The sequence below is a fragment of the Jejuia spongiicola genome (assembly GCF_023502325.1).
GTDB classification, from domain to species: Bacteria; Bacteroidota; Bacteroidia; order Flavobacteriales; family Flavobacteriaceae; genus Wocania_A; species Wocania_A spongiicola.
The window spans coordinates 340,839-355,792 of sequence record NZ_JAMFLZ010000001.1 but is presented as its reverse complement, the minus strand read 5'-3'; the positions used below and the strand labels follow the sequence as shown (position 1 = coordinate 355,792).

Annotated in this window: 11 protein-coding genes; 5 read left to right on the top strand and 6 right to left on the bottom strand. The window is 32.1% G+C overall.

The window, feature by feature from the left end:
- Position 1: 1 nt before the first annotated feature.
- The 3 genes from M3P09_RS01640 (at position 2) to M3P09_RS01630 (ending at position 2,806) form a co-directional block, all read left to right on the top strand.
- The gene (locus tag M3P09_RS01640; protein WP_249971785.1) at positions 2 to 481 is read left to right on the top strand and encodes a DUF4760 domain-containing protein; all 480 of its coding nucleotides are present in this window, start codon (positions 2 to 4) and stop codon (positions 479 to 481) included.
- Between the two features lie 103 nt (positions 482 to 584).
- On the top strand, positions 585 to 1,679 hold the full coding sequence (bioB, locus tag M3P09_RS01635) for a biotin synthase BioB (RefSeq protein ID WP_249971784.1): 1,095 nt from the start codon (positions 585 to 587) through the stop codon (positions 1,677 to 1,679).
- A gap of 257 nt (positions 1,680 to 1,936) precedes the next feature.
- A complete protein-coding gene (locus M3P09_RS01630) occupies positions 1,937 to 2,806 on the top strand; it encodes a cupin-like domain-containing protein (RefSeq protein ID WP_099564949.1) in 870 nt (289 codons plus the stop codon).
- Here M3P09_RS01630 and M3P09_RS01625 read toward each other — a convergent pair.
- Positions 2,799 to 3,272, bottom strand: a complete 474-nt coding sequence (locus M3P09_RS01625) for a regulatory protein RecX (protein ID WP_249971783.1) — start codon at positions 3,270 to 3,272, stop codon at positions 2,799 to 2,801. The two genes, M3P09_RS01630 and M3P09_RS01625, sit on opposite strands and share 8 nt — an antisense overlap.
- Positions 3,273 to 3,348: 76 nt before the next feature.
- Here M3P09_RS01625 and M3P09_RS01620 point away from each other — a divergent pair, with 76 nt between their 5' ends.
- The gene (locus M3P09_RS01620; RefSeq protein WP_249971782.1) at positions 3,349 to 5,646 is read left to right on the top strand and encodes a hypothetical protein; all 2,298 of its coding nucleotides are present in this window, start codon (positions 3,349 to 3,351) and stop codon (positions 5,644 to 5,646) included.
- A 1-nt stretch (position 5,647) separates the two neighbouring features.
- Here the strand turns inward: M3P09_RS01620 and M3P09_RS01615 are convergent, their stop codons facing one another.
- The 4 genes from M3P09_RS01615 to gdhA form a co-directional block, all read right to left on the bottom strand.
- Positions 5,648 to 8,059 carry a TonB-dependent receptor gene (locus M3P09_RS01615; RefSeq protein ID WP_249971781.1) on the bottom strand — a complete coding sequence of 804 codons (2,412 nt, stop codon included), beginning with the start codon at positions 8,057 to 8,059 and terminating at the stop codon, positions 5,648 to 5,650.
- A 3-nt stretch (positions 8,060 to 8,062) separates the two neighbouring features.
- Positions 8,063 to 8,782 (bottom strand): DNA repair protein RecO, encoded by a 720-nt coding sequence (recO, locus tag M3P09_RS01610; protein WP_099564953.1) that lies wholly within the window; start codon positions 8,780 to 8,782, stop codon positions 8,063 to 8,065.
- Entirely contained in the window at positions 8,782 to 11,115 is a 2,334-nt protein-coding gene (gene porZ / locus M3P09_RS01605; RefSeq protein ID WP_249971780.1) for a type IX secretion system anionic LPS delivery protein PorZ, read from the bottom strand. The genes recO and porZ overlap by 1 nt, the downstream gene beginning before the upstream one ends.
- 121 nt (positions 11,116 to 11,236) lie before the next feature.
- On the bottom strand, positions 11,237 to 12,580 hold the full coding sequence (gdhA, locus tag M3P09_RS01600) for an NADP-specific glutamate dehydrogenase (protein WP_249971779.1): 1,344 nt from the start codon (positions 12,578 to 12,580) through the stop codon (positions 11,237 to 11,239).
- A gap of 200 nt (positions 12,581 to 12,780) precedes the next feature.
- Between gdhA and M3P09_RS01595 the strand changes: the two genes are divergently transcribed.
- Positions 12,781 to 13,608, top strand: coding sequence for a THC0290_0291 family protein (locus M3P09_RS01595; RefSeq protein ID WP_249971778.1), 828 nt, complete (start codon positions 12,781 to 12,783; stop codon positions 13,606 to 13,608).
- Positions 13,609 to 13,681: 73 nt separating this feature from the next.
- Here M3P09_RS01595 and M3P09_RS01590 read toward each other — a convergent pair whose 3' ends face one another.
- On the bottom strand, positions 13,682 to 14,821 hold the full coding sequence (locus M3P09_RS01590; protein WP_249971777.1) for a cystathionine gamma-synthase: 1,140 nt from the start codon (positions 14,819 to 14,821) through the stop codon (positions 13,682 to 13,684).
- Positions 14,822 to 14,954: the final 133 nt, after the last annotated feature.

Below are 14,954 nucleotides of genomic sequence, written 5' to 3'. Positions count from 1 at the left end.
TATGGAAGACTATGAACTATTTATATCAATATTTTCTGCACTTTTTGCATTATTAGCATTAATAATTTCTTTAAGACAATTTCAAATATCAAAAAACCTTAGTAAGTTGAATTACTTTATGGAACTTATGAAAGAGTATAGAAGCGATAAATTTAGACAAAGAAGACTGCTAGCGAAAACCTTGTCAAATCCTGATATAATCTTTTATGATTTACCTAATGAAAAACAAGATGAAATCATTCAGTTAAGCCATTTTTTTGATAATCTCGGGTTTCTTGTTTGGAACAAAATGATTCCAAAAAAAATAGTTGATGATTTTATTGGTGAAAATATAGATGAGTTTTGGCAATTGCTAAGCCCCATAATTCAAAAACGGAGAGAGGGTAATTCAATTAAAAAATTCTCTGAGTTTAGTAGGTATCAAGATTGCTTTGAGTATTTGGCTACTGGAAAGAAACCTACCTCTTATAAAAGAGCTTAGAATTTCCTGTTTAAGCAATAATTATATAATTATTAAGATTTTAGACGCTACTGAAAGGGAATCTGAATGGTTATAACTATTTTTGTCAAAAATATATTTCCAAATGAGCGAAACAAGACACAACTGGACCAAAGAAGAAATATTAGATATATATAACAAACCTTTAATGGAGTTGCTTTATGATGCAGCTACCATTCATAAAGAGCAACACGACCCAAATGTAGTGCAGGTAAGCACTTTATTATCTGTAAAAACAGGAGGCTGTTCAGAAGATTGTGGGTATTGTCCACAAGCTGCTCGTTACCACACAAACATTGAAGGTAATGACCTTATGAGTGTACCGCAAGTAAAAGCACAAGCACTTAGAGCTAAAGAAGGAGGAAGTTCGCGTGTGTGCATGGGTGCTGCTTGGCGTAATGTAAAAGATGGTGAAGAGTTCGACCAAGTTTTAGAAATGGTGCGTACCATTAATAAACTAGATATGGAAGTATGCTGCACTCTAGGAATGATTACTGAAAACCAAGCAAAGCGACTAGCTGAAGCTGGTTTGTATGCTTACAATCATAATTTAGATTCATCAGAAGAATATTATAAAGAAGTTATTTCTACACGTGGATACCAAGATCGTTTAGACACTATTGAAAACGTGCGTAAAACAAATGTTACTGTTTGTAGTGGAGGTATTATTGGAATGGGTGAAAATTTAGAAGATCGTGCTGGTATGTTAGTGGCATTATCAACTTTAAACCCACAACCGGAATCGACACCTATAAATGCTTTAGTGGCTGTTGAAGGTACACCATTAGAAGACCAAAAGCCAGTTTCTATTTGGGATATGATACGTATGGTAGCAACCACACGTATTGTAATGCCAGAAACTCAAGTGCGTTTAAGTGCAGGTAGAACAGAAATGACTCGCGAAGGACAAGCCATGTGTTTCTTTGCTGGAGCAAACTCTATATTTGCTGGAGATAAGCTCTTAACTACACCAAATCCTGATGTTAATGAAGACATGAAAATGTTTGAATTATTAGGTTTGAAACCACAAAAGCCATTTACTAAAAAAGTACAGCCGCAAACGGTTGAGGCTAAAGATTCTCAATTAGAAGCTTTAGGTGAGAAACCAAAATGGACGCGCCCTGAACACACCATTGAGCGTAATGAAGCCGCTAAAGAAAAAGGGAAATTGGTTAAGTAGTATAATCCTTGAATTCACATCTTATTACTAAACATTTTAAAAATGTTGAGCTATTGGTTTATTGAAAATTGCCACATTGTTTGCTTCTCATAATTAACTTGGTAGTTTGGTTTGCGTTAGGGATTGAAGTAGAAATCCTTTTTGTAAGGTACGAGTAAAAAGATTGTAATGGAAAGCCCGACCTGTAAGGTAACGCCCTAATACTATTTTAAATTTAATAACGTTTTCTTAACTTTGACTTACTAAATATTTATGTATTGGCACTAAATCTACAAGATATCCCTCGGGTAAAAACCATAACTAAAGAGGGCTTTTTAAAACATTACTTTAAACCACAAAAACCTGTGGTTATTGAACGTTATATTGATGATTGGCCTGCCTATACAAAATGGAACTTAGACTACATGAAAGCCATTGCTGGCAATAAAACGGTTCCGCTTTATGATGACAGGCATGTAGATTACAAGGATGGTTTTAACGAACCACATGCTAAAATGAAAATGAGCGAGTATGTAGATTTGTTAAAACAAGAACCTACAAAATATAGAATTTTCCTTTGGAATGTTTTAAAAGAAGTCCCTCAATTACAAAACGATTTTAGCTATCCAGATTTTGGATTGAAGCTTATGAAAGGCTTACCTATGCTGTTTTTTGGCGGAAGAGATTCGTACACTTTTATGCATTACGATATTGATTTGGCTAATATTTTCCATTTTCATTTTGAAGGTAAAAAACAGATTATTTTGTTTGATCAAAAACAAAATGATTATCTATATAAAATTCCACACTCTTTAATTACCAGAGAAGATATAGATTTTAATAATCCAGATTTTGAAAAATGGCCCATGTTAAAGAAGGCTAAAGGATATAAAACCGATCTAAATCATGGCGAAATACTATACATGCCAGAAGGTTATTGGCATTATATGCGTTATATAACTCCAGGATTTTCTATGAGTTTACGTGCTATAGCTAGAAACCCAAAAAACTTTAGTAAAGCGGTATATAATCTTTTAATTATGCGAAATTACGATAATGTAATGCGCCGCTTAAAAGGACAAAAATGGATAGACTGGAAAAATGAACAAGCCATTATTAAAACTCATAAAAAAAATGGCATTACTTAATTAGTTCGTTGGCTTTTTCGTACACCAAATACGATTCCCAACCCCGATATAGCAGATAATCGATTAATTTCTTTCTTTTTTTAAACTTGTCACTTTCTTTTATTGAATTGGCTTTTTTTTCGGCTAAATCATTGAAAACCTCGATGTATTCCTCATTTTCTATAGCTTTAAGTGCTTGATTTATATTAACTTTGCTAATGTCTTTTTTCTTTAATTCAAAAGTTAAACGGCGTCGGCCCCAAGCCTTAATTTTAAACTTACCGCTTACAAATGTTTTGGCAAAACGTTCTTCATTAAGAAAGTTATGCTTTAACAGGTGTACTATTATTACATCTATAGCTTCAGGTATCATATGCATACCTTCTAGTTTTTGCCTAACCTCTTGATGACATCGTTCTTGATACGCGCAATAATGCTCCAGTTTTCTGGTTGCTTCTTGTAGTGTATAAGTTTTTTTTGACTGCATTGCTTGTCAAAAATAACAATTGAAATTGATAAAAAAACAAAATTATAGATCCAAATCTAGGTTTAAAAAACTTAACATGATGAAAAAAATTACTTATTTACTAATACTGCTATTAACTACTAGTTTAAGCTATGGGCAAAGTATTTTTTCAAACCCTATAACGGGATCAAATCCTAATAATGATAATCCATATACAACTGGTCAAGTAATAGACCCTAATATAACAGTATCTGGAATTGGTAGAGGCCCTGGAGCTACAGGTCGAAACGCAACTGATGAGTATAGTGCAAGTAGTTGGAACACTGTATCTTTTGATGCTAGTGCTTACTTTGAGTTCACACTAACACCAAATTTGGGGTATGAGATTAATTTTGTTAATTTAACATATAATAGTACAGTTTCAGCGACTGGTCCAACTAATTTTAGCATAAGGTCTAGTATAGATGCCTTTTCAAGCGATATTACTTCTCCTGCTGGAGCAGGACTCACTATTATCGATTTATCAGCATCAACATATCAAAATATTTCTTCTCCTGTTACTTTTAGAATTTATGCTTGGGGAGCATCAAGTAATCCTGGAAGATTTAGAATAAGCGATTTCACATTCAATGGAGCCGTTGCTGGTACATGTACATCCACTGTTACTTGGAATGGAACTAATTGGAGTGCTATGCCAGACATAACTACTGAGGCTATCATTAATGGAAACTACAGCACTACGACTAATGGAAGTTTTAGTGCATGTACGCTAACAGTTAATAGTGGTTTTTTGTTAAGGGTAAATGACGGAACATATGTAGAAGTAGAAAATGACTCAACAGTTGATGGTCAACTATTTGTGGATAACCAAGGTAATTTTATACAAAATAGTGATACCGCTACTTTTACAGATAATACTACTAATGGGGTTCTAGTAAGTAAAACTAAAACGATACAAAATAAATTTATTTATACATATTGGAGCTCACCTATTTCTAACGGAACGATTGAAAATACATTTAGTACTATACCTATTGATAAGCGTTTTTCATTCAATGCAACAAATTTTGTTGATTTATTAGAAGAAATTGGAAACACAAATACATTTTTACCAAATGCTGGAGTAGATGATCAAGATGATGATGGAAACGATTGGGAATACGCATCTGGAGCAATGATTCCTGGTGTTGGTTATGCTATGAGAACGAATGAGTTTGGTCCTGCTTTTCCTCGTCCAGAAACTTTCGATTTTATAGGTTCTTTTAATAATGGAGTCATTCAAGTTCCTCTGATAAACAATAGCGGAGGTGCTTATAATGATTGGAATTTTGTTGGTAACCCTTACCCAAGTGCTATAAATGCTAGTCAGTTTTTCACTGCAAATACAGGAGTAGTAGACGTTATTTATCTATGGGACCAAGCTACTCCGCTCGATCCAAACGCTAGCGGAAATCAAGGGAATAATTACTCTTCAAGTGATTACGCTATGATAAATAGTTCTGGAGCAATATCAGGTGGTGGAGCCGGTACAATTCCTAACGGTTCTATTGCATCAGGTCAAGGATTTTTTGTTGAAGCACTTGCTGCTTCAAATCTTACATTTAACAATTCGATGCGCGCTATTGGTACTATTGATAATAGTCAATTTTTTAAAAATTCAAATTTTAAAACAAAATCCAACACCATTATTGCAAATAAATTATGGGTTAGTTTAACCACTGATAATGGGGCGTTTAATCAAATTTTAATTAGTTATATTGAAAACGCAACCAGCGATAATGATGGTTCTGCTTATGATGCAAAAAGAGTAATATCGTCAGGGAATTCTGCTTTTTTATACTCAAGAATTGAAAACGACAATGATAAATTTGCCATTCAAGGAAAAGCTCCAAGTGATTTAAATGAAAACGAAATTATTGATTTAGGTTTTAAAACAATTATTGATGTTCCGACATCATACACTTTATCAATTAGACAATTACAAGGCGACTTTTTAAACAATAACCCTATTTACTTAAAAGATAATTTACTTGATAAAACGCATAATCTATCTGATTCAGATTATACGTTTACATCTGAAGTAGGAGAGTTTAATAATCGTTTTAAAATTGTTTTCAACGACAAATCTTTATCTACAGATGACATTAACTCTAATGAAAATAGTCTTACCATTATTGAGTTAAATGATAATCAGGTAAACTTTAAGACATCTAATGGCTTAAGCATTAAAGCAGTAATCATTTATGACCTTTTAGGAAGGCAATTATATAACTTTAAAGGAAAGAATAACAACTCAGAAACCTATGAGTTATCTAGCTTAAAAAGTACTATTTTTATTGCAAAAGTTGAATTATCAAACGGTATTACTGTTACTAAAAAAGCTATTAAAAAATAAGTTATAAACTATATTTTAAAGCTAAAATAAAGTTTCTGCCTGATGCTGCTATTCCAGAAGAGTATGTTTTATAACGCTGGTCTGTGATGTTTTCTATACTCGCAGTAAGTGTTGTTGAATTACTTATTTGGTATTGTGTTCTAACATTTAATGTACTCCACGAAGGCGAGTAGGGATTTCCGTTTTCATCTTTTGCATAAATGTAATCCTTACTAATTTCTGAAGGCGCTAATTGATTAAATGATAATTCGCTATTATAATTGGCAAACACATCAACTTTTAATTGTTTATAGTTCCATACTAAATGCGTGTTTCCAAAATTAGGAGCCACATGACGAATTGGAACCTCAATATTTTCTTTTTCCTCTGTGCCACCAGTAACACTATACTGAGATGTTAATTTAAAATTATTAGTAATATTAAAAAGCAAACCAACCTCAAAACCATAAATCCATGCTTTTGACGCATTTTGAATAGCTTGTACATTACTTAATTCTCCATCGTACATAATCTCTGTTTCTCCATTCAAATTATGACCCCTTCTTACTAAGGCATTATCCAAATAGGTGTAATAAGAACTCATATCTAATATAAAAGTATTATCAAAATTTAATTTTAATCCTAATTCACCACCATAGGCATATTCAGGTTTTAAATTTTCGTTTGGCACAACCACCGATCCTGGTTCAGAATCAAACACCTTACCTATATCATCAATATTTGGAGCCCTAAAAGCTGACGATGCATTAAGCTTCCATTGCAAAACCTTGCTAGGCGACCAACTAATTCCTGCTGTACCTGTAAAAGCTCCTGCTTTATTCTCTGAGGATTCAAAGGGTAAATTTAAATATACATTATTAGCTTCAAAATTAGCCTTGGAAACAATGTGATTGAAGCGCAAGCCCGATTGAAAAACAAACTTTGGATTTGGCTTATATTTAATACTTGAATATATGGCTGCAGATTGCCAGCTTGCTCCATTTGGATATCTCGACACTGTTGGAAAAACTGTATTAGTTGTAATATTTTCTTCCTCTCCATAAGACATGACCTTGTTATAAACATACTCAAGTCCGTAAAAAAATTGTGTTTTTGCACTTAAGGTTTTTTCAAAATCTAAATTAAAAGAATAAGCGTCTACTGCTTCTTCTCTTACGTTTCTTACATCTGATTGAAAATCTCTATCTTTTCTGCTTTCTTGAAAATTTTGGTAAGCAACTGTTGCTTTTACTTTATTATACAAATTAGATCGACTACTTAATTTGGTTACTTGAAAGTTAGACATAAACCATTGTTGAGGTCCGTAATTCCATTCAGCTGAACGCAAATCATCATTTTTATAGCGTATTAACCTATCGTATCTTGGAATATCTGTAGTTGTTGTAAAATGCAACCCTAAATCAAAACTTAAATTTTCATAAGGTTGATAATGCACTTTTTGCATTAAATTTATTTGGTTGTAACCAGAATATTTTTGCTTTAAAGGGTTACTGTTTTGTATAACAACATCTCCATTATTTGTTTCCAATACAAATTCTGATCTTAAATAATCATCAGGACCATCACTCCCCATTCTTAAATCATTAAAATCAGTATAGCTTGCATTTGTTAAAAAAGCCCATTTTTTGTAGCCTAAATTGAAATCGAAATGTCCAGTTTTTTCTTCATTAGCTGTAGCATATCTAACAACTGCGTTAGATTTAAATAACAGTGTATCGGTTTTTGAAAGTTTTGGCTTTAGTGTATAAAAACTCATAACACCGCCAACTGCATCGCTACCATAAATAACTGAACCAGAACCTAAAGTTACCTCCGTATTCATAATTGAAAAAGGGTCTACAGCAATAACATTATGTAAATTTCCGCCTCTGAAAATAGCGTTATTCATTCTTACTCCATCAACCGAAATTAACAACCTATTAGTTGAAAACCCTCTAATCATTGGGCTTCCTCCCCCTAATTGACTCTTCTGGACATAAACTTGACCAGTAGTTTCCAATAAATCTGCACTAGTTTGAGGGTTTGTAAATTCAATGTTTTTAGAATTTAAACTAATAATTTTTTGAGGGATGTCTTTTTTATTTTGTTCAAATTTTGATGCTGAAATAACAATTTGTTCTAAACCCTGGGTATTAGAATCTAAATAAACAATATTAAATGCATTAATTTGAGATTTTGTTATCTTCTTTAAAAGATGAGATAAGTGCTGAAAATATATAACGTCAGTATTAGAAAACTTATCTATACTAGCTTCTCCCTTAAAGTTTGTAATTACACTTTTAGTTTTATCAATGTTATATATAGCAACCCCAGAAACTGGCTCTTCGGTAAGTTTATTAAGAACTTTTATTTGCTGAGCGACTAAAATATTAGACGCAAAGAGCAATAAAAAAATGACGTAACAAGGTTTCATATTCTAACTAAAAACTTGATTAAAAATCTGAAGCGATTTTGGAGTTTTAAAACTGCCCAAATGTAATTCAAAATAAAGCAAAATCATACTTAAAAATGATTGTCTTTGCTTTGCATTAATCTTCACTGAAGATAAGGCATCAAATGTTGTGCCCAATAAGGTTTTTAATAGTGTTAAATTTTCTCCATAAATAGAGTATTTTCCTTTCTCTTTTATTTCAAATTTACCATCTAATAAGTTAAAGTAATTATATTTTTTATTAAGTTCTTCTGGATAAAAACCTAAGTATTTAGTTAAATTGAGCAAGAAAAGCAGATGAAAATTCGAATATTCAGAATGTACATCTAACCACAACAATGTAGTTTCTATATAGCTGAAAAGGAGATTGTTTTGTTCTTCTTCCTTTAAAGTATTTGACAAAACTTCTGCCAAAAACATAACAATTGCACTTTTTAAAATATTTGAATGTAAACTGGTGTATAAATGATTTAATTTAACTTCTTTAATAACTTGTAGAGAACGGTTTTCTTTATAAATAATTTCTAACTGCAATTGAGAAAGAAGCTGAAAATATGCTTTTTTTGAATTTCCTTTTTTATTTTTTAAAACACCTCTTAATAGAAAACTGACAACTCCTAATTGTTCGGTATAACACTTTACAATTAAGTCACTATCACGGTACTTTAATTTGGATAAGACAATAGCGTTTGTAGAGATTAGCATTATCTAACAACCATTAGTTTTAATACTTTGGTCTCAAAAGTATCTAAGTCAGATAACATAACTAAATATACTCCAGAAGCTACAACATGGTTTGCAAGATTTTTTCCATTCCAATATGCTGTTCCTCCATCAATTTCAAGGTTATAACCTCTATATCGAAGATTATTTCTTGATTGAGCTTCAGCCACTAAATTTCCTTCAATATCAGTTATTTTTATGTTTACATTTTCAGAAATATCTTTAATTTTCACTTTTTCATCAACAATATTAAACGATGGCCTTACTGGATTTGGATAAGCATATGCGCTTTCTAAATCACTTAACGGACTTGAACCACCTGAGCGGAAAGATACTAACCCTTTGTTGGTTGCGATGTAAACAATTCCGTTAGAATCATCTAAAGAAATATCGTTTATCGTATTTGAAGGCAGAGGCGAATTATCTTTTGTAAAATGAAATATCGTTTTTTGTCCATCAGAAGAAAAATAGAATATTCCAGAGTCAGCGGTTCCAATCCATTTATTGTTTGAACCATCAACTTCAATATCTTTAATTAATTGTTCAAATAGTAACTCTTTAGCTATACCTCCTTCTTCAATAATTATTTCTTCGGCACGAATATTTTCTTCAGTAAAAAAATCAGAGGTATTATAAATAACTCTTAAACCTCTCTCTGTACCCACCCATAACTGGTTTCTTTTATCAATAGCAATTGCAGTTGCGTTGTGCGTAGGCATATTCTCTTCTTCACTATTGACTCTTTTTAGCAAAGGTGTTCCGTTATTTTCTTTAAAACCTATAACACCATTCCAGTAGCCTGCTATCCATTTAGTACCATCATCCCCAATAACAATATTACCGAACCCTAATTCGGTTCTAAATTGTGTAAAATCATATGACTGCCATTGATTACTACTAGGGTTGTATGCCTTTAGAGGTTTTTCAACTTGACTTGTAAGTGTCCATAAAATACCATTTCTATCAAAAGCAAATGGCCCTACTCTAATATCCACGTAATTAGGATCACTAGGTAAAACTAAAGACTCTAAGTCGCTATTAGTTTCATTATATAACACACTTGGGATTTCATCATTTATTTCTAATAATCCGTTAAAATAAGAACCAACAAATACTTGATTACTATTAGATGGGTTTATTGAAATTGCATTTAAACACTTAGCATCTAAAACATCTTCATAAGGTGTATTTACCCATGCATTATCTTTAAAATGGCTAATACCTCTGTTATTTAAGGGATAAGGGTTATAAAAAAATGTGTGTTCCCCAAAAGTAACCCATAAATCATTTTGTCCTGCTTGAATTGAAAATGGTATATTTAATAAAGGTCCTTCTGGGTGAATTTCTTCATACTCCACTGGGTTAGATATAAGTGTTTTTAAAACTCCAAAATCTGTGGTCCCAATATAGATAAACTCTGAATCTGTAATAGCTGAAGTAAAATTAGTATCAAAAGCACTATTAACATTCGCTTGAGACATTAAATTGAAATTACTATCATAAACAAACGAGCTGTTTCTTGTTGTAACCAACAATGTATCATTTGTTGCTCTTACATCAACCGGTACATCAGCAAATTGGAATAGCTCTATTAAAACATCATTTACAACTTGATAAAGTCTTCTATTTGTTCTAATGGTATATAATTGGTTTTCTACAGATTGAACTGCCAAAAAGTCTCCATTAGATACTGTTTGCCAGTTTTGATAATCTATTAAATTAGGGCTTGATATTTGAGCTTTTTTTAATCCGTTACCATCTAAACAAGCTGCATAAATATAATCTCCTATAATAGTAGTTTGATTAACTCGTGTTTGGCTGCCCAAATTACCTATAAAGTATGTATCTCCAAACTCTAATCGTTCTAAATTAAAAACTGAAATTCCATAGTTTGTAGATATATATACGTCATTCTCAAAAGCATCAAAATGATTTATTCTCTTATCGGTTGGTGGAATAGTTGGTTTATCAATAATATCAACTACCGAGAGAATGTTTTCATCATTATCAAAAACAATTTCTATTAAACCATTTTCATACCCAATAAGCAGCAACTCATAAACATCGCTATAATAAATTGTTGATATTGCTTCTCCAGATAATCCGTTTACTGTAGTTAACTCATTTAACTCATTAGTTTGTATGTCTATACTAAAAATAACATTTTCTGCAGCTGCGTAAATTTTATTATTTCCTTTAACTACATCTTTTATATTATTATAGGAAAAATGACCTTCCCAAAGTGCCGAAAAATCTTGCCCGAATTGCAAAAGAGGTATACAACATATAATTAATACAACAAATCTTCTAAGCATAAGTGTTTTTTCTAAAAGCTAAAGATATTTATAACTAACGAATTTTACTTTAAAATAATATAAATTAAACAAAAAAGCTTCCTAAAATTAGGAAGCTTTTTCAATATCAATAAAAGTTATTTTAAACAATACCTTGTGCTAACATAGCATCAGCTACCTTAACAAATCCAGCAATATTGGCACCTTTCACATAATCAATATATCCATCTTCGTCTTTTCCGTATTCAATACAAGAATCGTGAATATTAGACATGATTTCTTTTAATTTATTATCAACTTCTTCTCTTGTCCAATTAAATCTTAAAGAATTTTGAGTCATTTCTAATCCTGAAGTTGCAACGCCACCTGCATTTGAAGCCTTTCCTGGGGCAAATAATATTTTTGCTTTATGGAAAGCAGTAATTGCATCTTTAGTTGATGGCATATTAGCACCTTCGCTAACACAAATACATCCATTACCTAAAAGTGTATTAGCATCGTTCTCATTAAGTTCGTTTTGAGTTGCACATGGTAATGCGATATCACATTTAACTCCCCAAGGCGTTTTTCCTTCAACAAACTCTGCATTCGGATATTTTTTAAGATACTCACTAATTCTAGCTCGTTTTACATTTTTAAGTTCCATGACATGAGCTAATTTTTCAGTATCAATACCGTCAACATCATAAATATAACCTGATGAATCAGACATAGTTAATACTTTTGCTCCTAACTGTAACGATTTTTCAACTGCAAATTGCGCTACATTACCAGACCCAGAAACTACAACATTTTTATTTTTTAAATCATCGCCTTTTGTGCTTAACATTTTTTCAGCAAAATATACTGTCCCGTAACCTGTTGCTTCTGGACGTATTAAAGAGCCTCCCCAAGACATTCCTTTACCAGTTAAAACACCTGTAAACTCATTTCTTAGTTTTTTATACATTCCAAATAAAAAGCCTATTTCTCTTCCACCAACACCTATGTCTCCAGCGGGAACATCTGTATTCGGGCCAATATGTCTAAATAACTCACTCATAAAAGCATGACAAAAACGCATGATTTCATTGTCAGATTTACCTTTAGGATCAAAATCTGAACCTCCTTTACCCCCTCCCATAGGAAGTGTGGTTAAAGAATTTTTAAAAACTTGCTCAAAAGCTAAAAACTTTAAAATACTAGCATTTACTGTAGGGTGAAAACGCAAACCACCTTTATAAGGGCCAATTGCAGAATTCATTTGAACTCTATAACCTCTGTTTACTTGAATTTCTCCTTGGTCATCTACCCAAGAAATTCTAAACGAGATTAACCGTTCTGGCTCTACCATTCTTAGAAGAATGTTTTTTCCGTAATAAATATCATGTTTAACAATGTAAGGAATTACTGTCTCTGCTACTTCCTCAACAGCTTGTAAAAATTCTGGTTCATGACCATTACGCTCTTTTACCAGATCTAAAAATGCATCAATATTATTTTTCATCTATACGAATTGTATTACTTAATTATAAACAACATAATTTTAAAGCGCAAATATACGTTATCTTTAAAAATTACCTCATTTTTTTTTGAAATTCGCAACTAATAGTTTTTTGCTTTTTTTTCGAAATCCCCAAATATTTGTTTGTTAATCGAGTTTTTATATATTTGTTGTAACAATGCCTCAAAAAACAAAACCTTATTATGCTTAACTTGAAACATTTAGCTTCAGCTTTTTGCTTGTTTGTTATTTATCAAACAGCTTACTCTCAATTAGGTTTCTCTCACGAAATAGGCGTTATTGCTGGTCCCGTAGAATTTAGGTCAGATTTTGGTAGTCGTGATGACGAAAAAACAAATTTTGGCAACTCTGGATTTGGTATAGGAATTGTTCATTATATAAACTTTGCATATAGAGCGGATTGTAATTGTTATACTACTGATACTTATTTTAATGATCATTTTAAAGTAAGGAACGAAATCTCATGGAACAAAACCACTTTGAATCATCATGGGGAATGGGTCGCCCCTAATCGTACTACTCCAAACGCAGATAAATTGAGAGCACATTCTGGTGTCGCTCAAAATTTTGATATTGGAACTCAACTTGAGTTTTTTCCTAGAAGTATTAGAGAATTTCAGTCTTTTAGCTATAGAATAGCGCCTTTTGCTAGTTTAGGTGTTCATTATACATCTTTTTCCCCAAAAGCTAGTACAACCTATGGAGATACTACAGACCCTAATTATAGAGGTGTTTTTGATCAGGCAAATATATATTCGCATTGGTTTGATAATTTCGACCCTGCTGTAGACCCATATCCTGTTAATGTTAACGGAGGCACCACATGGTCTGTAGTTGCAAGTGCAGGCTTTCGATATAAGCTTGATAAATTATCTGATTTAATGCTTGATTTTAGATGGCAATATTATTTTAGCGATTGGGTTGATGGCTTAAATCATAACTTAGAGTATAATAAATATAATGATTGGCTTTTATGGGTTAATGTTGGTTATATTTATTATTTAGACTAAAAAGATATTTTTAACATGTTAAACCCCATATTTGATATCCCAAGTATGGGATTTATTTTTTTAAGTATTTTATTTAACCTAAAGCTTGTTTTATATCGGCAATCAAATCATCAATATCTTCAATACCTACACTTAATCTAATTAAAGAATCTACAACACCTGTTTTTTCTCTATCCTCTTTTGGTATGCTAGCATGTGTCATACTTGCTGGATGACCAGAAAGTGATTCTACCCCTCCTAGCGATTCAGCCAAAGTAAAAACTTTTAATTTTTCTACAATTTTAATGGCCTTTTCAAAATTACTCTCCTTTGAAGTAAATGAAATCATGCCTCCAAAATCTTTCATTTGAGATTTTGCAATATCATGATTTGGATGGTTTTCAAACCCTGGCCAATACACATTTTCGACTTTAGGGTGATTTGCTAAATACTCAGCTATAACCTTACCGTTTTCGCAATGGCGTTGCATTCTTACATGTAATGTTTTTATACCTCTTAAAACCAAAAAACTGTCTTGTGGACCACAAATAGCGCCACTTGCATTTTGTATAAAGTACAGCTTATCTGCTAAGGCTTTATCTTTAACAACAAGGGCTCCCATAACAACATCACTGTGTCCACCTAGGTATTTGGTTGCCGAATGCATTACAATATCTGCTCCCAAATCAAGTGGCTGTTGCAAATAAGGTGTTGCAAACGTATTATCAACTGCAAGTAAAATGCTATACTTTTTTGCTATTACAGATATTGCTTTAATATCAATAATAGTCATCATAGGGTTAGTTGGCGTTTCGATCCAAATAAGCTTAGTATTGGTATTAATATATGATTCGATGTTTGAAGCATTTTCCATTCCTATAAAATGGAATTTGATACCAAAATCTTGAAATATCTTAGTAAATAACCTAAAAGAACCTCCATATAAATCATTAGTAGAAATTACTTCATCGCCAGGTTTTAAAAGTTTAACAACAGCATCAATTGCAGCTAGCCCAGATCCAAATGCAAGTCCATAGTTTCCATTTTCAATACTAGCGAAAGCATTTTCTAAAGCATTTCTAGTGGGGTTGTGTGTTCTAGAATATTCGTAGCCTTTATGTCCTCCAGGAGTAGTTTGTGCGTAAGTTGTTGTTTGATAAATTGGCGGCATTACTGCACCGTAAGCATCATCATGTTTTTGCCCTCCATGTATTACTTTTGTATTAAATTTCATTACTAATAGAATTTATACAAATGTAATTTTTAATTTGTTGTAGCAAAAAATATTATTAATTCTATCCCGATTATACGAGAATAACAACCTCAACAGAAACTTCAATACTTATTGAGGAATTTTTTTTCAATTC